We start from the raw sequence: 22461 nt of genomic DNA on the forward strand, positions 1-22461 counted from the left end.
CTTCTTTTGCGATGTTTTATGCGAAGGCATGACACCACATCGGCACTTACCGATGACTTACCAATGCGACGCCATCCGGTTGCGTGCCTGGCCAGGCGGGCGCGGAGCACACCCCACGAACGAGGGGATGCCGCATGCGTTCCGGTCGATGACATTGTCAAAAGCGGCCCTTCCGGGCAGCCAGCGCTGCTGACAAGCGCGCGCAGTCAGGCATGGCAATTGAGGGAAACACCCGAACCCGAGCCAAGGCCATCAGAGCAATACTTCGAGAGCTGCCGCAACGCTGGCTTGCGTGCGGATACCCGCCCCATACTGAAACGTTGATCTCCTCGTCGATCCTCTCCAAGCTCAACCGTCCGCAATCGGGCGGCATCGTGCCGCGCCCGCGCCTGCTGGACCTGATCGGCCAGCGTCACGAGGCGAGCCCCATCGTCTGGGTCAGCAGTGTCGCCGGCTCCGGCAAGACGAAGCTGGCCGCCAGCTACCTGGATGCCACCGCGTTACGGCCGATCTGGTACGAGGTGGACAGCGGCGATACCGACCCGGCCAACGTCTTCCACTACTTCGGTTTGGCGTGCGGCATGCACTGCCCCGCAGCATCGCTACCGCCCTTCACCGGCGATCACCTGTTCGATCTGGCGACATTTGCCCGTCGATACTTCCGGGCGCTGTTCTCAGCGCTGACCCAGCCCACCCTGCTGGTGATCGAGAACTACCACGCAGCCGAGGCCGAGCCGAGTTTCAACCTGATCATGCGCGAGGCACTCTGCGCCGTGCCCAAACACGTGCGCGTTCTGGTGCTCAGCCGGTTCTCGCCACCGGCAACGCTGGCCCGGCTCCAGGCCAACCAGGAGCTCGCGCTGCTCGATTGGCAACACCTCAAGCTGACCGAGGAAGAAACGCGCGCAATCGTCGCGCGCCGTATCGCTACGTCCGCCGTGTCCGCCATGTCCGCAACCACGCAGGCGCTGGCGCCAGACGCGCTGCACGAACTGGCCCGCCAACTCCATGCGCGCAGCGGCGGCTGGGTGGCGGCCATCGTGTTGCTGCTGGACCAGATTGGCCAGCACGACGTCAACCATCTTGCGCGCCTGGACTCGCGTGACGTGCTGTTTCCGTACTTTGCGCAGGAGATGTTTGGGGAAGCCACGCCCGAGCTGCGCCACTTTCTTCTGTGTACCGCGATCCCGCCGAACTTCGATCTGACGGAAGCGCGCGCGCTCACCGGCAATGCCGACGTGGATCGCTTCGTCACGCCAACCCATCGTCAGCAATACTTCATCGATCAGTTCGGCAGGGGCGACGGTGCGGCCTACCAATATCACGCGCTGTTCCGCGAGTTCCTGCTGGCGCAATTGCCCCACGCCTTTTCCGCGGAGCAACGGCAGCGGCTGATCATCGATGCCGCTGCCATGCTCGCGGCCCGTGGCGACCTTACCGGTGCGGGCGAGCTGTTGGCGCGCGCCGGGCTGTGGACTGAACTGGCAACGCTGGCGCTGCAGCAAGCGCCAACCCTCATGCAGCAGGGCCGCTACCGCACCTTGAGCGACTTGCTGACGCCGCTGCCCACCGGCATCCGAAGCAACGATCCGTGGCTATTGTTCTGGTCTGGGTGCTGCCGCATGGCACTGGATCCGGCCGCGGCCCGGCAGTACTTCGAGCCCGCGCTGGCACTGTTTCAAGGCCAGGACAACGCAACCGGCTGCTTCCTGGCGTGGTCGAGCATTGTCGACTGCATCTATTTCGAATCCCGGGACTACCGGCCGCTTGACCACTGGCTTGAAGTCCTCGACACGCTGCGCAGCCGCTACCCCGTTTTCCCCGACGCCCAAACCGAGGCGCGCGTGCTGGCAAGCGTGCTGGCCGCACTCGCGTTCTATGCCATGGAGCACCCGGATCGCGCCGCCTGGACAGATCGCGCCCACGCCTTCATCGGCGCCGTGGACGTGCAGACACAAGCGTCGCTCGGCTTCATGCTCACGGTCTACCACCTATGGACGGGCGATCTCGAGCGCGCCCGCGTGGTGCTCCAACTGATGCGAGCCGCCTTGGCAGCCCCGGAGACCGGCGACCTGCTGCGGACCACCATTCTGACCACCGAAGCCATGGGGTACTGGTTCTTCGGTGACAACGACGAGTGCATCGCCCTGGTCGACCAAACCGAAGCCCTGATGCACACCAGCGGCATCCACCTCTGGAAGCATGCCTTGTTGGACCACGGGCTGGCCGCCGCCATCTCCGACGGCAAATGGGCTGCGGCGGAAGCCTTCCGCGCCAAAATGGCGGTGGACATCCACACGGGGCGCCCGCTCGACCAGGCGATGCATCATTTCGAGTGTGGATGGCTGGCGCTACAGCAGCATCAATTGCGCGAAGCCGAGCTCAAGATCGAATTCGGCCTGAGCGGTTTTCGCTCGCTGGGTTTCCGCTTTGGCGTGGCATTCAGCCTGGCCACCTCCGCCTACGTCAACCACGTGCTCGGCCACGATACGCGTGCGGATGCCCTGGCCATGGAGGCCGAAGCACTGGCTCGCCAGATCGACAGCAAGGTCGCGCTGTTTCAAGCGCTGGCGGTACACGCTGCGATTGCGCTGGATCGTGGTCAGTCAGCCAACCCATGGCTGGCTGAGGCCCTGGCACTCGGCAAGCGTTTTGGCGTCACCAACTTTCCCGGATGGCATGCCGGCATGATGGCCAGCCTGGCCGCACACGCTTTGGCGGAGGGCATCGAAAGCGAGTACGTGACGGCCCTGGTGCGCAAGCGGCGCCTTCAGGCGCCAACGACGCGGCTCAAGCATTGGCCATGGGACATCGATATCCGCGTGCTTGGCACCTTCCGCGTCAGTTGTTCCGGCAAGCCACTCGCACAAAGCGGCAAGGGCAACCGGCGCACCCTCGACACGCTCAAGGCGATCATCGCGTACGGCGGGCGCGACGTTGCCATTGACCACCTGACGGCTGCGCTGTGGCCCGACGCAGATGGCGACACCGCAAAAGGCGCATTCGACGTGGCCATCCACAGGCTGCGCAAACTGCTCGGCAACACAGAGGCGATCCAGGTCGGTAATGGCAAGGTCAACCTCGATACACGCCTGTGTGGTGTCGACCTATGGGTCTTCCAGGCCGCCTGCGAAACCGTGCTCGACATGGCCGCGACAGCCGAGCCCGATGCCGACACGCTGTTGGCAGCGGCAATCGACATGCTGGCGAGCTACCAAGGAGACTTTCTTGCAGACGAGCCCGAAGAGGCGTGGCTCTTGCCCATGCGAGAGCGCTTGCGCGCCCAGTCCGTGCGCGCCGCGCTGGCAGCCGGTGAACGGTTCGAAGCACGCCACGCCCATGGGCTGGCCGTGACGTTGTACCAGCGTGCCGTGGATGTGCATCCGACGGCAGAAAGCCTGTGCAAACGTCTGGTGGAGCGCCTGTGGGCGGACGGGCAAGCCGCGCAGTCCAAGGCATTCTTTGCGGAATGGAAGCACACGCTCAAGGCGGTCTATGGCGCAGAGCCTTCTCGGGCTTTAGCTGCGATGCTCGAGCAGCTTCAATAGACCGCTGCCATGCATGCGCACCGCGAAAAAAAATCGGGTGTCCCAGCGCCCGAACACACAGGCAACTGGCACACCCGACCCGCAGTTGAATCAGCGGCTTAGTAGTTGTAGGTGTAGACCGCCGTCTTGTTGCTGTTATCGAGCATCCGATAACCAAACAGCAACGCGCGTCCGGCCGGCCCGGTTGCCGGGAACGCCGGCACCGGCGTGGGCGGCGTGTCGGTTGCGGAGGTTGCGCCCTTCGGCACCACCGTTCCGACATCGAAATTGGCGCCCTTGGTGTCGGTCGTGACCTCAATGCGCCCGATCTGCTCGGCAGACGGGTTCTGCGCCCAGTCCAGCGTCAACGAGGTTTGCTGGCCGGCCAGGCTACCTGTCGGGTTGAGCGCGTTCAGCGATTGCGGACCCGGCGTGTTCCACGCCAGATTCACACCTTGCGTGGCCTGCACGAGATCGGTGAGCAACGTCTTGGTGATCGTCTTGCCGGCAACTGGCGTCGCGCCCGGTGCACCGAAGAACAACTCGATCGTGTACGACGCCCCCTTGACCACCTTGGTCATGTCGGCGCCGGAGTTCGGCTGCGCCCACACGATGGACGTAGAGTTGCTCGCCAGGGTCGTGGCGCCGCTGCCGCTCACGTCAACCGTTCTGCTGAACCAGAAGTTCGGGCAATCGAAGAATTGCTGGCTCGGCGACGGATTGGCGGGCGTGCCGCAGCGCGAGTTGATCGTGGGCAAGCCCGACGGGATCGTGCCGCTCGCATTGAGCACGTCCATGTAGACCTGGCCCGGTTCCCCCGTGCTGTCCGGCGCAACGTAGACAATGCCGTTAGTGGGCAGGCCCGGCCCCTTGACGCGGGCATACGTCAACGGGTTGTTCCCGCTGTCCAGGCTGCCCGGGCCCGTCGCATTGATCCAGAACTGGATGCCGTTCTGGAAATGGCTGTAGTTGTTGCCGATGCCCGACGGCGGGCTCGGGTTACGCTGCTCGACGCGGCGGATCAGCGTCTTGGACGTGCTGTCGATGGACTGCTGGTTGCCCGTGACCCACCAATTGGAGGGATGCGCGCCGGTCGCTCCGTTGGCGATATAACGCGCCACCGTAATGATGTTGCCCGGGTTGCCGGCGTTGTCCAGGTACTTGATGTTCAGCACCGCGCGGTCCGGCTGATTGGTCGCACTATCCGCCGGATAGAACGCCATCACCTCGGGGATGGCGAACTGCGCGTTGGTCATGCTGTCGCTGTTCAGGATGCCGTAGAACGCCTGCCCCGCTGAATAGCCGTTTTGCAGGTAAGCGATGCCGGCGGCGCTGCTGCTCGATGCGACCATGTCCTGACAGGCCGCGCCCATCGACGTCACGCTCGGGCCACCCTGCGCGGCGGGAATCGTAGAGTCCGCGGTCAGCACGCGTTGGGCAGTCGGCAGTGCGAAGCACGCCGCAAACTGCTGCGCCACGAGTTGTGCGCCCTGCGGCAGCGATGCAACGTTGGCAGCCGGCGCCTGAAGCGCTGTACCGGCGCTGGCGTCGGTGGCCATGGGCGTCGGCGTCGGATTGTCCACCGTGGCCAACGTCGGCATTCCGGTGGACAGATCGCGCCCGATCTTGACGACATCAAGCACCTGGTCCGCCGTATTGCCCGTCGCGGACGACGTGCCCGCAGAGATGGTCGTGCTGAACGGGTCATAGCCGGCAGGCGCGCCAATCGCGTTGAGCACACTGGTGATCTGCGCAACCACGGCAGCGGTGATGGCCTGCAGCTTGGACGCCGCCACCGTTCCGGAACTCACCACATTCAGCGGATTGCCCGTGCTATCCAGCGCCGCGACGATGGCCGTCGTCAGCGGCGTGGCATTCAGCGTGAGTGCCGAGCCGGCGGGCGGCGTGGTGGTGGTCACGCTCACCAGCGGCGCGGTATTGCCTGTGGGGTCGGTCACCACAACGAAGAACGGCGCGGCTTCGCCGATTTTCAACGTGCAGGTATAGGTGCCCAGCGCGGTCGTAGTGATGGTGGCTTCCACGCAAGGGGAATTGCCCGCGCTGTCGGTCACCGCGACGTTCGCGTTGGCCAGCGCGCTACCGGTGGCCGCCGTGCCCGTCAGCGATGCAGCGGCCGGCGTGGCGGGGGGTGTAGTGGGGCTACTGCCATCCGAGCCGCCACCGCACCCTGCCATCAGAACCGCGGCTGCCACCGATAGCGCGCCCGCGACCGGCGCCGCGCTCAAGCGCTGACCCGCGCCCTGTTGTTTCGTCTTCTTCATTTGCATACCCCCCTGGGCGTTCTGTTATTGGCAAACGAGCGCGCCCGAAAGGAAAGCCTTCACGGACGCTCGACGATCATCCGCATTTCGGCCAGCAGCCGCATCCTCAATATTGTGGATAGGCAGGCAATGACATGCGCGGCTCAGGGGGAGCCAGCCGCGCCGCGTCAGGCGCCGACCACCTGCTCCCCATGGCCATTTCGTCGAGATAAGCACGTGTTTCCGTGGGGCGCAAACGATAGCGTCGCCACGCTTCGCGCCGGGGAAATCACCGACCTCGGGTGGGGTTCAGGTCAAGCACATGGTGAGAAAAGTCGAGGCCCCCACCGAAGAGGGGGCAGCCCATTTCACGCCTTGGCACCGTCGCGCACCGGCAACGCGGTCGAATATTTGATCTGCTCCATCGCAAACGACGCGCTCACATCGGACAGCGGCACCGCCTTGATGAGCTGCTTGTAGATGCGGTCGTAGTCCTCGATGCCCGTCACCGCGACGCGCAACATATAGTCGATCTCGCCGCTCATCCGATAGACCTCGACCACTTCCGGCATATCGCGCACCACTTGCGTGAAGCGCTGTGCCCACTCCTCCGTGTGCTGATCGGTTCGTATCGCAACGAATACCGTTGTACCGACCCCCAGCTTGCGTGCGTCGCACAGCGCCACCTGGGCCCGGATGACGCCGGTGTCCTTGAGCCGCTGCACCCGCTTCCAGCACGGCGTCTGCGAAAGATTCACGCGCTGGGCGAGCTCCGCGATGGGCAGTGTCGCATCGGCCTGCAGCAACGTCAGGATCTGGCGGTCAATGGCGTCCATTTCTTGTGAAAGAATCAATTTCTATAGATTCCCAATTTTAAGGAAAATTTCTCCGGTCATCTGGCCAATACGAAGGAATTTTGAATTATTTTTCTCGACCATCCGCCGTATCATTTCCTTGCCCCCACCGCAGCAAGACATGAAATGAGCGACAGCAACACCCTGCACTACCTCGACTACGCGGCCACCACGCCCGCAGACCCCCGCGTGATTGCGGCCATGACAGCCTGCCTGGGCATGGAAGGTGCGTTCGGCAATCCCGCGTCGAGCTCGCACGCCACCGGCCGTGTCGCGCGGAACAAGGTCGAGCGCGCACGCGAACAGGTTGCATCGCTCATTGGTGCCGATGCCGACGAGGTCATCTGGACGTCCGGCGCCACCGAATCCATCAACCTCGCGCTGAAAGGCTACGCAGACAACGCAACCGGCAAGCGCCACCTGGTGACGAGCCGCATCGAACACAAGGCCACACTGGATACGATGGCGGCCCTGTCGGCCCGCGGCTGTTCGGTGACCTACCTGTCGCCGACGCCCGGCGGCGAAATCACCGCCGACGCCGTGGCCGCGGCGATCGGCCCCGACACCGGCCTGGTCTCCCTCATGCTGGTGAACAACGAGCTGGGCACGCTCACCAACGTTCGCGCGATCGCCCAGATCGTGCATGCAGCGGGCGCGCTGTTCCACGTCGATGCGGCGCAGGCGCTTGGCAAAACACCCATCGATGTGCGCGCCCTCGGCATCGACATGCTGTCGATGTCGGCCCATAAGTTCTATGGCCCCAAGGGCATCGGCGCGCTTTACGTCCGCCGTGAGATCGCCTCGCAGATTGCCCCGCAAATACACGGCGGCGGGCACGAGCGCGGCCTGCGCTCGGGCACGCTGGCAACACACCAGATCGTCGGAATGGGGGTCGCGAGCGAACTCGCAGCGGAAGAACTCCCGCAGGAAGCCGCGCGAATCTCGGCGCTGAGCCAGCGGCTGAAAGCGTCGGTACTGGCCCTCGGCGATGTGGTCCAGAACGCTGACGTCGCCCTGCGCATTCCACATACCTTGAGCCTGACGGTGAATGCACCGGGCTTCTTCCCCTTCATGCTGGGCGATGCGCTGGCCGTGTCATCAACGTCTGCCTGCAACTCCGCAGCGGGCATGCCGTCGCATGTGCTGTCGGCCATCGGCCTGGAAGCGGACGCAGCGGGCCGCACCGTGCGCATCAGCCTCGGCCGCTTTACGACCGAACAAGACATCGACGCGGCCATTGGCTGCTTCCGGCAAGCCATCGAGCAATGCCGGTCCACGGCGGCCACCGGATTGACCACTTCGCGGCAGATCGCACCGTCTGACATGAAGGCCATTCGCGACGCGGGTTTCCGCTCCGTGATCTGCAACCGCCCTGACGGTGAGAGCGTCGACCAACCCGCGTTTGCGGAGATTGCCGCCGCTGCACACGAACTGGGGCTGGAAGCGCGCTACCTGCCTGTCGAGCCAAATGGCATCGGCGATGCGCAAGTCGATGCGTTTGGTGCCTTGGTGGACGCCTTGCCCAAACCCATCCTCGCCTATTGCCGAAGCGGGAACCGCGCCGGCTTGCTCTGGAATCGCCTGGCGGATCAGCGCAAGGCCTAAGAACAGGAGCGCGGTGTCCGATCAGCCGGGTGGTTACTCCACCCAGTTCACCTTCGGGAACCGGCCCGCAAACCCTTGCGGCATCGCCGCCACCTTCTTGCCCACGTAGTCGAAGAACACGAAGCCCGACTTGGCCATGGCGATCAGCGTGTCGTCGGCCGGGCGCGTGATGCGGAAGATGATGTCGCCGCCGTATTTGTTGAAGTCCATCACCCCGACCTCGAACAGCAACTGGTCGCGCGCATGCGCCTCGTTGCGGTACATGGTGGCGAGGTCGGTCACGATGATGCCGCCGCCTTCCTGTTCCACATCCTCACTGGCGAACTCGTACAGGAAACGCGCCCGCGCCTCGGAGATCATGGAGATCATCGAGTCATTGGCAAGGTGGTTGGCCGAGTTGATATCGGTGACGCGCACGGTCAGGTGCGTGGCATAGCAGAACTGGTCGGCAGGCAGGTCGAGTTTGAGGCGGGCCATCGTGGAATCAGCAGGAAGAATGTGAGCGCCGCACTGGCCGGGCGGCAAGGCGCTCATCATACGCGCCGGCTCGCGCGAGGCACGCGCCAGCCTCGCGCCGCTGCGGTTGCGAGACTGAACCGCTATCCCTGCATACGCTCGAACGTGTCGGCGTTGGTCATCACCGCGTGCGGCCAGGCCCGCTTGCCATCGGCGCCGGCGGCCTTGTCCGACACGACATGCCACACGGTCTGCATCTTGCCTTCGCGAAGCACGCCCGTGAACGCGCACACCATGTCGCCCTTGGGCGTCGGCCCCGCAAACGCGAAGGCAATGCACTCACCATGGCAGGTGCCGACGACGTCGTAGTCTCTGCCAAAGAAGCCGCTGTCGCGCAGCGCGGTGCGGAGGGTGCCGAAGAGGCGGCCGCCTTCTTCAGTCAATGTCACGACGGAGCCGTACTGGTTTCGCCAACTGCCCGTCCAGGTTGCCATCTCGCCTCCTCCTGCCGAATCCCTCGACAGCAGCACAGCAGGGCGCGTACCTGCGCGCGTCACATGGTGGCAGTGGTCGGCACCCACCAGCTCCCGGAATCCGAACAAGCTGACATCGGTTCGTGATGAATCACCCGAATATCTGAGCACTTTTTTCGGCTTCGCCTAACATGGGTGTACCCGAAGCCAAGCATTGAGCGTCGCGCCATCCCGCATCGGGTAAGGAGCCGCTTATGTCAGCCACGTCCCCCGCAGAAGTGTCCCTGGCTGAATCGATTCTCGGTACATGGCGCATGTTGTCGTGGACGCGAACGCTACTATCGTCCGGTGAAACATCTGACGCGCTTGGACCGAACCCATTCGGATACATCAACTACGCACCAGATGGGCGCGTTATGGTTTTTGTTCTGCGTCGCGGGCGAGCCAGACCGAGAAGTAATCCACCGTCCGATCCGGAAAAAATTGCGCTATTCGACTCCATGTTCGCCTACGTGGGCACGTACGAGGTTCAGTCAGACCGGGTCATCCACACCTTGGATGGCAGTTGGAACGAGTTGTGGACGGGAACGCAGCAAACCCGCCTGCTCAGTTTCGAGCTCGGTCGCCTCGTGTATCGAACCCATGAAACCGTCGACCCCATGGACGGAAAGCGCTGTACCTATACGGTCGTATTTGAACGGGCCTGAACTGCAACCACGCGTTTCTCCACTCAGTGGCAGTTCGGCTCCCCCCCAAAAAAAGACGGGCCTGTTTTGCGAGTACTTGTTGGCCCGTCGATGGACAGTTGTGCAAACGTCGGTTTCGCTTAGCGCGGAGCCGTACTGGTGAACCCAGTGGCTGCTCCGCTCGCGCTACCGCTTGTGCTGGTGCCGGTCCCATATCCCGGTTGAGACATCGAGCTCGTCCCAGGCGTCACACTCCCTGAACCTGCAGCCGAACCCGTTCCGCTACCGGCGGCAGTACAGCCAGCTAAAGCGCAGGCGATGGCAAATGCAAGCGCACTGATTGAAGTTGTCTTGCTCATGTGGTCCTCCATCTTTCGGGTGATCAGACTTCCCCCGGGGCACTCAGGCGGGATTCGGGGGCTGTTCCGACCCAGGAGCAAACGCCGTTCCAACGCTTCCCCTCACTTCCGTAACGACAACCTTGTTCGGTTGCAGGAGTGAAGGCGAAGAACGAGCGCAAGGCATACCGATGGAGCATGCAGTGCGATCGCACGCCACGTTGATCGGCTATGAAATGGACAAGACACGGGCGCAGCCGGACTGCAAGAACCAAATGCAGTGGCCTTGGCGGCAGCGCTTGCTGCCTTGGCTGTATTCGCTCAGACGCCGCTGGCGCCAATGACCGAATCGGATTCCATGGCTACGACAAAAAACATCCCTAGCGCTGAGCGGCGGTTAAGCCTCAAACAGGATGGAGCGGTGCTGGTAGGGAGTCTCTCTTCCGCCCTCTCGAACGTACGCACAGTATTTGCGCCCCACGCACGCCCACAGAGGCAGCTCCTGAATGTTGTAGCACTTACGCACAGACCGAAGCGTTGACACTGCAAACATCAACCTTCGTCAGTCAGGCATATCCAGCCATGATCGCAGTTGCCGCCAAACCTGCAGCTTCTCGGAGTACGGAGCCGTATGCGCTGGACTACTGGAAGGAAGCCGCAGGACGTGATGCCGATCACCATGCCGCCCCAGAGCCTTCAAACCCATGCGTTCAGCAGTCCCACCATTGAAAGCAATCACAACCAGATTCGGTAGCGATTCGATCAAGCCCAGCAAATCATTGCCAGCGTGGTCGCGGATCTTGCTGTCGAGACTGCCTTCGCGTTTCGCTTCTGCCACCACGTCCCACAGTCCGACGTGATGCACCAGCAGCGTTTGCAGCCGCGCGGCATATTGCATGCCGCGCAGGTCCTCGCCAATGACGTCACCCACAAGTTCCCAGAACTTGTTGGTGTTTTGGTCAATTTGACACCCAAGCCGTAGGCCGATCTCCCGCCATTTCGAGAACCCCGACGACGACAGTTGCTGCATTACGGCAATCCACCGTGTTCACGGAAGCTCAATCGGCATGCCATGCGCGGTGTGTCGGGCCGCCTCCTGCCAAGCATTCTGACGATGCAGCAGCAGGTCGCCCGTGAACCACTGTTTTTGCAGCACCAGACGTTCGAGCGCCGTCAGCCAGTGTGCATAGTAAGTGTCGCCATGATCCGGATCGCCGGCTGCTCGCGCGCTCTGTATTGTTGAACTCAAACAGGTCGTCCACTCGGACCAAGTGAACAAACCACGCTCATGCAACGCAAGCGTCATGGCGAAAGCTGCGGCTTGCCAGGGCGCATCAAAGACCGGTTCTGCGTGCTCGCGAGGAGATTCCAGCAGGCTTGTATTGCATTTGGACTCAGGGACTCCAGCAGGCGTCATGTCAGCCCCCTGCACTCGTACGATCCAGATACGGTTCCCAGCAATCAATGCAGACGGAGGACGCCGTGGTATTCACGCCCCAAAGTTCGGCGGCTTCAAAACACACGGTATATAACCATTGAGGCTGCTCACCCTGGCCAATCGCGTTGGTATCCGGGAACACGTGCGCACCATGCAGCGCAATGATCCGGCCTCGTCTGCCTCTGCAGTAGCGTGGCAAGCGCGTGTGAGTAAGAGGATGCATCTGCCGCGCACACACGATGTCACCAACAGCGAAGCGCGCCGGGCCAGATGCTGTGCGATTGACAGGATTGCCGCGCAACAGTGCGGCCGGCACCTGACTGGCTGTCAGTACCCGTTGAACCGTTAACGGCGTTAGCGGCGTTAGCGGCGTTAGCGGCGGCGCCTTCGACATTCCGGCTTCGATTTCCTCTTCCGTTGCCAGACCGGTCGCAATCAGCATCTTCTTCAGGCCCGCAAACCAGATCTCGTAGTAACTGCTCGCCAGATATTGGGCAGGTGGCAGGCTTTCACGCGCTGCACGGGACATGTCGATATTCCATTTGCCGGATGCCCCCATGGCGATCGTGATTGCGAAAACGCGCTGCTCCCAATCGGCATGAAAACGCGGCTCGTCGCGTTCAGGCCGAACGGGGCCGAACGACTGCATGCCGCCGAGGTCTTGTGCACCATTCATACACACCCCTCTTGCTGTTCGCCAGGCACCCTCGGCAATCCCGTGCCAATCATCGAGTCACGCGTAACGAGTTGGGCAAGCGCCTCTTCACTCATGCCACGCGTACCGGGCGGACACATCGGCAAGACAAGATAGCGGACTTCGGCGGTGGAGTCCCACACACGTATTTCAACGTCGGGAGACAACGTGACGCCGAACTCCGTAAGCACGCCACGCGGGTCAATCACCGCACGTGAGCGATAAGGCGCCGACTTGTACCAGACGGGCGGCAACCCAAGCACGGGCCATGGATAACATGAGCAAAGCGTGCAGACCACCATGTTGTGAACGGTTGGCGTATTTTCCAACGCCACCATATGTTCACCCTGCCTCCCGGTGTAGCCTAAAGACGCAATGGCCGCGGACGCGTCGTTCAGCAACCATTGCCTGTAATGCGGATCTCGCCAAGCTCTGGCCACAACACGAGCCCCGTTATGCGGCCCGACCTTGTGCTCATACGTCTCGATCAGCACATTCAGTGCGGCGGGATCAACATATCCTTTCTCGACGAGCAGAGATTCCAGGGCGCGAACACGCACGTCCATCTCTGAGAGAACGCTGCCTCCATGATGGTGGTCTTCGTCCGGTTGATGCTTGGTCCGGATTGCTCGCGGGTCGTCATGGCTCATCGCGGGTCGCCAGAAAGGAATGCGAAACGCAAGCAGTATGGTTCGCGACAAGCGCCAAGGCAAGGCGGTAACGTGCTTCACGTATGTACGACCCGCCATCATCCACCGGCCGTCTAGAGCGCCGCCAGGGGCGATCCCCACCACTTGGCACGGTGCCATTCGCAGGTTGTTTCATCCTTGAGCGAATTGGGCGTGAACGTCGCCTTGCTGCTGACCTTGCCCCCCCCAAAACTCCTGCTGTACCAGCATCGGTATGGTTCTTGCAGATTTCCACGGATGGGGCGTCGCCCATGGCAGCGATCGCCTCATCCGCTGCGGAGATCTTCATGAAAACGTTTTTGGCTACGGCCACGGCTGCATTTGTGCTCCTGACGCTTTCGGCACCCGGTTCTTCATCTGCGCAGCAAGTGCTGAGAGCGGGCAGCACCGTAGCTGGACAACCCATGTCCGGCCTGAATCCGCAAACCAAGCAGCTTGAAGGGATCTCGGTGGAGTTACTTCAGGCCATTGCGAAGGATGCTGGACTGCAGATCGAGTTCAAGCCGATGACCTTCGCAGAACTGCAGCCAGCCCTGCTGGACGGAACGATCGACATCATTGCAGCTTCCTATGGCGTCACGCCTGCGCGACAGAAGCTCGTGGATTTCACCAACGTCTACGGGTCGTACCGGGACAAGCTGCTCATATCTGTCAGTGACACGAAGACGTACCGATCAGCGGCAGATTTCAAGGGGATGACGATCGCGATTCCCAAAGGAAGCGCATACGTAGATGGCTTGAAAGAAGCCGGGGCCATCCTGACCTTGGTCAGCACGCCGCCAGAAGCGATCGACGAACTGGAAGCCGGTCACGTAGCAGGCGTTGTCGATAATGGGCTCCAGATCATGTATCGCATGCGGAACAATGCGCACCCCATGCTCAGGGTCGTTGATTCGTACCACCCCATCCAGGAAGGCATGCTGGCTTTTGCTGTAAGGAAAGGCGATGCAGACCTGCTCGCAAAACTCAACGCTTCACTGAAGAAGCTGCAAGCAGATGGCACGGTCAGGGCGATTTACACGCGGTGGGGGCTCGATCTGTGACCACACCTGCGACGCGCGGAACTGAGCGGACATGGGCTCAGAACGCCATCAGGTCCCTGGCCACCACCACTGTTCCGGAAAAGAATTTCTTCACCTCGGGTACATAGCGCTGGTAATCGTCATGCTCATTGACCGTCGGTAGCAGGTGAGTCAGCACCACCGTCTTGACCCGGGCGTGCGCCGCCATCTTCCCGACCTCATCCGGCGTCAAATGCTCCTCGACGACATGCCGCATGAACGCCGCCTGTTGCTCCGGTGTCATCCCCTGCCAGGTACCGTTCTGAATCAACACCTGCTTCACGTCTTCGCTGGAACCGACCTCCGACACGAGGGTGTCGGCATTCTTGGCTAACTCAGTCACCGCGTCGCTGGGGCCGGTATCGCCAGTGAAGACAATGACGCGGTCGGGGGTCTGAAAACGATAGGCATAGGACTTGTACTTGCCGTAGTACGGGCTGCCCTCCGGGATATGGAAGTGCGTGTTCTCGACAGCAGTCACCTTGATGTTCTGATCTTGGTAGATCAACCCTGGCGCAACATCATGGCCGACGAAGACATCGGCAAGCGGTGTGCGCCTGCCTTCGGCCCAGCGGATTTCCGCATTCACCGTGAAATACTGAATGGCTCCTTTTACCAGCGCGACGGTCCCGGGCGGACCATAGACGGCGATTGGGTCGTGGCGCTGAAAATCCCACGCAACAGACATGAGTGCGCCCAACCCCGCGGTGTGATCGTCGTGGCAGTGGGTGATAAACACATGCCCGATCTGCCGGAAATTGGCCCCAGCCTGCGTCAACCGGCGCAGCACACCATCGCCGGCGTCTATGAGGTAGTACGTCCCGTTGACGACCAACAGATTCGATGACTGCGCCCGATCCTTGGCGGGAATCGGGCCGCCGCGCGTACCGAGCGTGATGAGATGTGTGCCGGTTTGCGTCTGCGTTGCCTCTCCGTTCGCCGGCTGCACAGAGAGGATGATGACGGCAACGATGCCCGCAAACAACGTCCGGTAGATCTGCATCGCCTTCTCCGTCAAACGCCATGCGGCAGCCTCGCATTGCCGGAGAAAAAGCGGAGCATCTAGCATGCCATCAGTCGGAACAGGCGATGAGACAGGCGTCAACCATTAACGCGGCACAGAGACGCGTGGTGAAACCCAAAAAATGTTTCACTCCCGCAACAAGCTTGTCGAACAAAAGACGATTGGCACCATGCGGGATCGCGCTGAAGATGTGGCGCGACAGCTCGAATGAATTGTCTCCGCCTCCGTCAGGCAGACTGGGCAAGCCAACTCCGCAATGCTTGCCACGCAAGCAACTTCTCCGCATACGGCATCGTATGCGCCAGACTGCTCGACGGAAGCCGGACGATACGAAGGCGATCGCCATGCGAGCCAAGCGCCTTCAGCCCAATCCGCTCGGCGGTCCCGCCATTGAACGCAATCACGGCCAACGCCGGCAGTGACCAGAAGAACATTTCCCGTGAGCGCATGAACTCGCGAACTTGCTCTGTCCGCTTCTGGTAAATCCTGCCGACCGCAAGCCCGAGAACCACTCTAGTCTGTTCATTCGCCATTCCGGCGTCGATCAGATCCTGCTTAAGCCTAGCAAGGACGATGGATCTGTATCGCTCGGCGGTGAATAGCTTCATACAGCGGCTTGAGCGTACAGCGTTCGCAAACCAGGAAGTCGACGTACTTTTGCGCGAACGAATTGCGCCCACCGTTGCGTCTCTTCGCTTCCTTGAGGAAGGCAGACATTGCAACCTGCGGGAAGACGTGTGAGGCCCTCAAGGCAACAACGAGACGCTCATACAACTCAGCTTCCCATTTGTCCATGAGAGCGGGTTTGGACACCAACGATGCGACCGGCGTATTTGTATTGCTTGCGCCACGTTTTCCTTCCACCGCAGCCGCGAGCACAGCCAAAACAACCACAACACCCAGCAGCACAAGAGCCAGTCTCATACCTCTCTCCACCCGTATCAGCGACGATGCCAAAGCCAAAGCTCAGGCAACTACAGCAGCTACTGACGTAATTAAGAGCACTCCCGATGTGGACAGCCGTAGCAAACAAATGCAGCAGATGCTGAAGCGTAACCAGCTATTCGGGTGCTCACAGGCCACTCGCCTAGCGGAGATAGCTGAGGACCTAATTATTTAGCTGCGCCATTTGCTGAAGCAACACATTAATTCATGAAAGTTACATACATTGCTTCATCAATGAATCAAATTGTCGTAGGCGCGAAGGAAATCGCATATCTAAGAACTGTGAAATATAGTGGGTAAAGCAAGAGCGAATGATTATGTTTTGTGCTTGCGGAGTTTATTTTATGCTCGGGCAATCATTAACGGGAGGCAGATATGCCAAATCGTTTGCATGTCCACCCATTCACGGTTTCGTTGACGGGGCTGGCATTACTATGCGGCAGCGCATCGGCGCAGGTGGTCGCGCCGACGAGCACCAACACGAGTTCGGCCGTGCCCGCCGAAGACACTTCTGCAGACCCCTCTATTGAGGACGCATCTCTCGCGGTCCTGCCTACCCATGTCAAGAGTGGTGCTGCCTCAGTCCGTGGTGGATTCGAGGTCGAGCGCTGCAGAGAAGTCAACGCAACCACAGGAAAATGCGTGGATGCGATGTGCGTCGGTTACACAGACCAAGGAGTCCGGAGCGAGCACTTTGAATGCGTGCCTTGACGTTCCATTGGTTGCAGAAGGGCCTTGAACCTTTTTTTGGGCTGCTTATAGCCGCAGGCTGTTCTGTCGGAGGTGTACCCAAGCATGGCCGGATATTCAGCTAGCGAATGCCTGAACCTGGCCGCTCGCAGACTTGAGCAACCCTGGTCGCTACTTATCGAACCAGTATTCGAACTCGGTGCGGTTCTGGTTGAAGGACTTGGAGTCGGCAACTGTTTCCGCGCGTACGATGCCCCGAATGTTGCGGAATTTGCCAGTGCCACCTGTGATATCCAACTCGGTTAGGTTCTTCAGGCGGTCGCTGCCCTGCAGCTTGTGATTGAGGACGTATCCGCGCGCAAAAATCTTGTCGCCATTCTCCATCCTGTATTCGACATAGCTGCGGCCGAGCCCGTTCAAGTCGGTCAGGTCGCTTGTGGCACGGATGATGGCCTCTTTGAGAACGATGCCCTCGATTCTCTGGTCTTTGCCGCCGTAACTGCGCACTAGCTCGTATAGTCGTAGCTTGTGCTCAGGCACGTCACCGACTTCAAGAATATGTTGCTGCGTGTACTTGTTTCCGCTCGCTGGTGCATCAAACGAGACGACATGCTTTTCCTGCGCAACAGCGATTGTCGAAGCGAAAAGCACGCTCCATAGCGCTGCAAACGTTCTCAGTTGCATGGCCTTCTCCCGGCGGGGAACTGGCTGCACTCTAGCAAGCCCGCATGGACCAACGCAAGACGACAGGTTGGAGGTGTCGGCGGAGCTGAAGTGAATCGAACGCCCGCTTCTGGCCGAGAGCGGCCCGACGCCGAGCACAATCGAGCGTTCCTCCTGGGCGCTGGTATCTGTCCCAGGATTTAAGCAAGACCAGCGACTACCTTGCGAGCTCGTTGTAGATTTCGGACTCGGAAGGCTTTGCGAGCAAACCCTCCGGCGTGGGGCCGGCCTCCTTGCGAAATGCCGGCATGACGACTTTCAAGTGGTTGGCGTAGGCGCCCTCCGATTCGTACACCTCGTACCAAAGGAACGTGATTGGCGTCTTGGTGCTGCGATGCAGCCGAAACGTGGCGCCGGGCTCCGCCTTGCGCAGATACTGGATGCGCTTCAGATATTGAGCTTGTAGCTCGTCTTCACGTCCTGCTGCAGGAAACACCTTCACCAGCACCACAACGGGTCCGTCAGCGAACGCAGCAGTGACAGGAGCGAGAGCAGAAAACGCAAGGACTGTCGAAGTCAGAGTCTTTCGTAGGCTGTGCACGGCATCTCCATTAACGAACTGAACGAAATGATGAGCACCGGGAGGATAGTCAGCATACCCGGGTCGTAGGCTCGCCACTCCCCTCAGAAGGGAGAGACGTGGTCCCTCGCTCGGCACGACGCCCTCGATGCTGGGTGGCCGCTCCTGGCCGCGGATTCAACCGGTCGATGCAACAGATTGATGGAATCGTTCCGCCGGCATATCGGCCAGCGACTGCCTCCTCAGAGGCCCCTGACAGTTCAGGACGCCGCCAGGGACATTTTCCAGTCTCGGCCAGCAGATCCATACATGCCAATTACCCTGGATGCCCTGACGCCGTAGATCGCTGACAGTCCTGAGTATGGTCAGCCAGCATCGGCCGGTGCCAATAGGCGACGCGTAGTACTTACCACCAATCGACATGTATTGACACCGCGAGCGTTCAAGCGTCGTCAGCCACGCTTGTCCAGCCATGGCCGCAACTCCCGCCACGCATGCAGCTTTTCCGAATATGGCACGGTATGTGCCGGACTGCTGGAAGGAAGCCTGAGAACGTGATGATGATCCCCGTGCTGACCGAGCGCCTTCAATCCAATGCGCTCCGCCGTGCCGCCATTGAACGCAATCACAGCCAGCTTCGGCAGCGATTCGATCAAACCCACCAGATCATTGCCGGCATGGCCGCGAATCTTGCTGTCCGAACTACCTTCGCGCTTCGCTTCCGCCACCACGTCCCATAGACCCACGTGATGAGCCAGCAGCGTTTGCAGACGCACTGCGTAGTCCACGTGCACCAAGTCTTCGCCCAGGATATCGCCAACCAACCGCCAAAAGTGATTGTGCTTGTAGGCGTAGTACTGCGCTTGCGCAAGCGATGCTTCGCCGGGCAGGCTGCCCAGGATCAACACGCGCGTATGCGTGTCGACCACAGGAGGAAAGCATCGCTTGAGCGTCACTGCAGTGGACGAATCGCTGATCAAGCCAGCAGGCGGTTCACACGCTGCACATAGGCCGCCGGGTCCGTCAGCGAGCCGCCTTCGGCCAGCAGCGCTTGATCGAACAGCACGTGCAGGCGATCTTCAAACGCGGCGCGATCGGCTTCGTTGCCCGTGACAGTTTCCAGCAGCGCAAGCTTGCGCACGAGCGGATGCGTCGGGTTCAGCTCCAGCACCGGCTTGCTCTCAGGCGCTTGCTGGCCGGCTTGCTTGAGCAGACGCGCCAGCGTGCCGCTGATGTCGCCATCGTCTGCCACCAGGCACGACGGCGAATCGGTCAGGCGGTGCGTGATACGCACGTCCTTTGCCTTGTCGGCCAGCACCGCCTTGGCGCGCTCGACCAGCGCCTTGAACTCGCCTTCCACCTTGGCGTGCTCGGCCTTCTCGGCTTCGTCTTCCATGGCACCCAGGTCGAGATCGCCGCGCGCCACCGACACCAGTTCCTTCTCTTCGAAGTCGTGCAGGAACGAGAGCATCCACTCGTCCACGCGGTCGGTCAGCAGCAGCACTTCCACGCCCTTCTTGCGGAAGATTTCCAGGTGCGGGCTCGACTTGGCGGCCTGCCAGTTGTCGGCGGTCACGTAGTAGATCTTGCCCTGGCCTTCCTTCATGCGGCCGATGTAGTCCGTCAGCGAGACGGTCTGCGCACTGTCTTCGTTGTGCGTGGAGGCAAAGCGCAGCAGCTTGGCAATGCGGTCCTTGTTGGCGTGGTCTTCGCCAATGCCCTCCTTCAGCACCTGGCCGAAGTGCTGCCAGAACGTGGCGTACTTCCCCTTTTCAGCCGCGTCATCCGACTCGGCCATCGATTCGAGCATGCCCAGCACGCGCTTGGTCGAGCCCTCGCGGATGGCCTTCACGTCGCGGCTTTCCTGCAGGATTTCGCGCGACACGTTCAGCGGCAGGTCCGCCGAATCAATCACGCCCTTCACGAAGCGCAGGTAGCCCGGCAGCAGTTGCTCGGCGTCGTCCATGATGAAGACGCGCTTGACGTACAGCTTCAGGCCGCTGCGGCGTTCACGGTCCCACAGGTCGAACGGCGCGTTGGTGGGCAAGTACAGCAGTTGCGTATATTCGCTGCGGCCTTCCACGCGGTTATGCGTCCAGGCGAGCGGCTTGCCGTTTTCGTGCGCGATGTGCTGGTAGAAAGCGATGTACTGCTCGTCCGTCACGTCGGCGCGCGGGCGGGCCCACAAGGCGCTGCCCTGGTTGATGGTTTCCCATTCGTCCTGGGCGACCATTTCCTTCTTCTCTTCGTCCCACGCTTCCTTGCGCATCTGGATCGGCAGGGAGATATGGTCCGAATACTTCTGCACGACCGACTTCACGCGCCAGGCATTGAGGAAATCGTCCTCGCCCTCGCGCAGGTGCAGCGTGATGGTGGTGCCGCGCTCGGCGCGCTCGATGGTGTCGACCGTGAATTCGCCGTCGCCGGTGCTTTCCCAGCGCACGCCTTCATTGGCGGCCACGCCGGCGCGGCGCGATTCCACCGTCACGCGGTCGGCCACGATGAAGGCCGAGTAGAAGCCCACGCCAAACTGGCCGATGAGGGCGGCGTCTTTCTGCTGATCGCCCGAGAGCTGGCTGAAGAACTCGCGCGTGCCCGAGCGGGCGATGGTACCGAGGTTGCGGATGGCCTCGTCGCGGCTCATGCCGATGCCGTTGTCGGCAATGGTGATGGTGCGTGCGGCGGCATCAAAGCCGATGCGGATGCCCAGCTCGCCGCCGCCTTCGAGCAACGACGGGTCGGCGATGCCCTCGAAGCGCAGCTTGTCCACCGCATCCGACGCATTGGAAACCAGTTCCCGCAGGAAGATTTCCTTGTTGCTGTACAGCGAGTGGATCATCAGATGCAGAAGCTGTTTCACTTCTGCCTGGAAAGCCATCTTCTCGTGCGGTGCGCTCATGGTGTGCGTAAAAAGTCAGAAAAGTGGAAAGAGAAGCGGGCTACACCTTACGCGTGCGCCCGCATGAATTTGTGAAGCTAGATAAGGCGGATGGCCCGGTTTTCAAGCCCCGCGATCGAGCTGCTCGGCCAGGAAGCGGAGCATGTCCGGATCGGCGCTGGTGGCAATGTTGAAGCGCATCCACGTGGAGGGCATCTGCGACGGCGAGAACAGGCTCCCCGGCGCAAACACGTAGCCCTGCTCGTGGCCGGCACGGGCGATGGCGTTGGTGTCCTGCCCGGTATCGGCCCAGAGGAACATGCCCGCGCCCTGCTGGGCAAACAGCTTCAAGCCCATGCGCTCCAGATTGCGCTGCACGCCGTCACGGGCGCGATCCAAGCGGCTGCGCACGCGATCGACGTGCTTGCGGTACTGGCCTTCGGTGAGGATCTTGTACAGCACCCGCTCGTTGATCTCGGGCGTGGTCAGCCCCGCCAGCAGCTTGCTGTCGGTCAAATTCTTGGCCAACTCCGGATGGCACGCGATGAAGCCCACACGCAAGTTGATCGCCAGCGTCTTGGAGAAACTGCTCAGGTAGATCACGCGGCGCAACTGGTCGAGGCTTGCCAGGCGCGTGCCTTGGTGCCCGGGTGGGGCAAGGTCCCCGTAGATATCGTCTTCGACGATCAGGAAGCCGTATTGCTCGGCCAGCCGTAACAGCTGGAACGCCTTCGCGGCGGAGAGCGACGTGCCCGTCGGATTGTGCAGGATCGAGTTGATGATCAGCAGCTTGGGCCGACGCACCTGCACCAGCCCCTCCAACGCGACGAGGTCCGGCCCCTCGGTGGTGTAAGGCACGCCGATCACCTGTGCGCCCTGTGCGGCGAAGCGGCCAAACATCAGGAACCACGCCGGGTCAGCCACCAGCACCGTATCGCCGGGCTGCACGTACTGGCGTGCAATCAGGTCGAGCGATGAAGTGATGCCCGAGGTCATGACGATCTGGTCGGGCCGCGCGCCGATCTCCAGTTCCGCAAGGCGGGTCTGCAATTGCTGGCGCAGCGGCAAAAAGCCTTGCGGCAAGCCGGGCGCCAGAAACTGGCTGCCGTTTTGGCGGCCCAGTGTGCGCAGTGCGTTGGCAATCAACTCGCCATCCAGCCAGCCGTTGGGCAAGAAGCCCGTTCCTGGCGACTTGCGCGGCTCGGCCGACAGAAACATGTTCCGCAGCAGCCAGGTCACATCGACCTTGCGCCCAACCGCCAGCGGTGCAACAGGCTCCTCGGGCAGCGGCGTGTGGCGCTCCTTCACATAGAAGCCCGAGCCCCGGCGCGATTCCAGATAGCCCTGCGCCACCAGCCGCTCATAGGCCTCGACCACCGTGAAGCGCGAAATGCTCTTCTCCTGTGCCAGTTGCCGGATCGAGGGCATGCGCATGCCGGCGCGGAAGACGCGCTCGTCGATGCGCATGCGCGCCCACTCCGTCAGCTGGTCCACGAGCGTCATCTGCGCCGACGGAATCGGGTCGGGCAATTGCTCCGCGGCCGGCCGGGCGGCAGCGCGCCGGGCATCCAGACTGACGATTTGGGAGGAAGCGGTCAT

19 protein-coding genes and 1 pseudogene are annotated in these 22461 nt (G+C 61.6%); 4 read left to right on the forward strand and 16 right to left on the reverse strand.

Annotated elements, in window-relative coordinates; all coding sequences use genetic code 11:
* Positions 1-320 precede the first annotated feature (320 nt).
* Complete coding sequence (locus tag NG900_RS08470; RefSeq protein ID WP_252679180.1) at positions 321-3548, forward strand: AfsR/SARP family transcriptional regulator; 3228 nt, start codon at positions 321-323, stop codon at positions 3546-3548.
* 98 nt (positions 3549-3646) lie between these two features.
* Here NG900_RS08470 and NG900_RS08475 read toward each other — a convergent pair whose 3' ends face one another.
* Both NG900_RS08475 and NG900_RS08480 read right to left on the reverse strand, forming a co-directional pair.
* Positions 3647-5809, reverse strand: a complete 2163-nt coding sequence (locus NG900_RS08475) for a hypothetical protein (RefSeq protein ID WP_252679181.1) — start codon at positions 5807-5809, stop codon at positions 3647-3649.
* A gap of 347 nt (positions 5810-6156) precedes the next feature.
* A complete protein-coding gene (locus NG900_RS08480; RefSeq protein ID WP_252679183.1) occupies positions 6157-6624 on the reverse strand; it encodes an Lrp/AsnC family transcriptional regulator in 468 nt (155 codons plus the stop codon).
* A gap of 144 nt (positions 6625-6768) precedes the next feature.
* Here NG900_RS08480 and NG900_RS08485 point away from each other — a divergent pair, with 144 nt between their 5' ends.
* Positions 6769-8247 (forward strand): aminotransferase class V-fold PLP-dependent enzyme, encoded by a 1479-nt coding sequence (locus NG900_RS08485; protein ID WP_252679185.1) that lies wholly within the window; start codon positions 6769-6771, stop codon positions 8245-8247.
* A 33-nt stretch (positions 8248-8280) separates the two neighbouring features.
* Here the strand turns inward: NG900_RS08485 and NG900_RS08490 are convergent, their stop codons facing one another.
* The gene (locus tag NG900_RS08490) at positions 8281-8724 is read right to left on the reverse strand and encodes a thioesterase family protein (protein ID WP_252679186.1); all 444 of its coding nucleotides are present in this window, start codon (positions 8722-8724) and stop codon (positions 8281-8283) included.
* Positions 8725-8846: 122 nt separating this feature from the next.
* A complete protein-coding gene (locus NG900_RS08495; protein WP_252679189.1) occupies positions 8847-9197 on the reverse strand; it encodes an avidin/streptavidin family protein in 351 nt (116 codons plus the stop codon).
* 233 nt (positions 9198-9430) lie between these two features.
* Here NG900_RS08495 and NG900_RS08500 point away from each other — a divergent pair, with 233 nt between their 5' ends.
* Complete coding sequence (locus tag NG900_RS08500) at positions 9431-9883, forward strand: lipocalin-like domain-containing protein (RefSeq protein ID WP_252679192.1); 453 nt, start codon at positions 9431-9433, stop codon at positions 9881-9883.
* A gap of 879 nt (positions 9884-10762) precedes the next feature.
* On the opposite strand, the gene NG900_RS08505 is transcribed toward NG900_RS08500, so the two are convergent.
* Genes NG900_RS08505 through nthA form a run of 4 tightly spaced genes read right to left on the reverse strand, consistent with a single transcriptional unit; the run spans position 10763 to position 12982 of the window.
* Positions 10763-11230, reverse strand: coding sequence for a DNA-deoxyinosine glycosylase (locus NG900_RS08505; RefSeq protein WP_252679193.1), 468 nt, complete (start codon positions 11228-11230; stop codon positions 10763-10765).
* 18 nt (positions 11231-11248) lie between these two features.
* Positions 11249-11617: a nitrile hydratase accessory protein gene (locus tag NG900_RS08510; RefSeq protein WP_252679195.1), complete on the reverse strand. Its 369-nt coding sequence runs from the start codon at positions 11615-11617 to the stop codon at positions 11249-11251.
* Position 11618: 1 nt separating this feature from the next.
* A complete protein-coding gene (gene nthB, locus NG900_RS08515; protein ID WP_252679200.1) occupies positions 11619-12314 on the reverse strand; it encodes a nitrile hydratase subunit beta in 696 nt (231 codons plus the stop codon).
* The gene (nthA, locus tag NG900_RS08520; RefSeq protein ID WP_252679203.1) at positions 12311-12982 is read right to left on the reverse strand and encodes a nitrile hydratase subunit alpha; all 672 of its coding nucleotides are present in this window, start codon (positions 12980-12982) and stop codon (positions 12311-12313) included. Before nthA ends, nthB begins: the two co-directional genes overlap by 4 nt.
* Before the next feature lie 290 nt (positions 12983-13272).
* Here nthA and NG900_RS08525 point away from each other — a divergent pair, with 290 nt between their 5' ends.
* A complete protein-coding gene (locus NG900_RS08525) occupies positions 13273-14064 on the forward strand; it encodes a substrate-binding periplasmic protein (RefSeq protein ID WP_252679206.1) in 792 nt (263 codons plus the stop codon).
* Positions 14065-14101: 37 nt separating this feature from the next.
* Here the strand turns inward: NG900_RS08525 and NG900_RS08530 are convergent, their stop codons facing one another.
* From NG900_RS08530 to NG900_RS08565, 8 genes and pseudogenes are all read right to left on the reverse strand, one after another.
* Entirely contained in the window at positions 14102-15085 is a 984-nt protein-coding gene (locus NG900_RS08530; protein ID WP_252679208.1) for an MBL fold metallo-hydrolase, read from the reverse strand.
* 248 nt (positions 15086-15333) lie between these two features.
* Positions 15334-15528: pseudogene (locus tag NG900_RS08535) on the reverse strand (DNA-deoxyinosine glycosylase); the annotation flags it as partial.
* 139 nt (positions 15529-15667) lie between these two features.
* On the reverse strand, positions 15668-16030 hold the full coding sequence (locus tag NG900_RS08540) for a DUF2726 domain-containing protein (protein WP_252679215.1): 363 nt from the start codon (positions 16028-16030) through the stop codon (positions 15668-15670).
* A gap of 882 nt (positions 16031-16912) precedes the next feature.
* Complete coding sequence (locus NG900_RS08545; RefSeq protein ID WP_252679217.1) at positions 16913-17425, reverse strand: dirigent protein; 513 nt, start codon at positions 17423-17425, stop codon at positions 16913-16915.
* Between the two features lie 196 nt (positions 17426-17621).
* Positions 17622-17915 (reverse strand): putative quinol monooxygenase, encoded by a 294-nt coding sequence (locus NG900_RS08550; protein WP_252679219.1) that lies wholly within the window; start codon positions 17913-17915, stop codon positions 17622-17624.
* A 521-nt stretch (positions 17916-18436) separates the two neighbouring features.
* Positions 18437-18940 carry a DNA-deoxyinosine glycosylase gene (locus NG900_RS08555; RefSeq protein ID WP_252679831.1) on the reverse strand — a complete coding sequence of 168 codons (504 nt, stop codon included), beginning with the start codon at positions 18938-18940 and terminating at the stop codon, positions 18437-18439.
* Between the two features lie 20 nt (positions 18941-18960).
* Positions 18961-20883, reverse strand: a complete 1923-nt coding sequence (htpG, locus tag NG900_RS08560; RefSeq protein ID WP_252679222.1) for a molecular chaperone HtpG — start codon at positions 20881-20883, stop codon at positions 18961-18963.
* A 102-nt stretch (positions 20884-20985) separates the two neighbouring features.
* Positions 20986-22461 (reverse strand): aminotransferase-like domain-containing protein, encoded by a 1476-nt coding sequence (locus NG900_RS08565; RefSeq protein WP_420804131.1) that lies wholly within the window; start codon positions 22459-22461, stop codon positions 20986-20988.

The organism is Ralstonia soli (assembly GCF_023955655.1).
Taxonomy (GTDB): domain Bacteria; phylum Pseudomonadota; class Gammaproteobacteria; order Burkholderiales; family Burkholderiaceae; genus Ralstonia; species Ralstonia soli.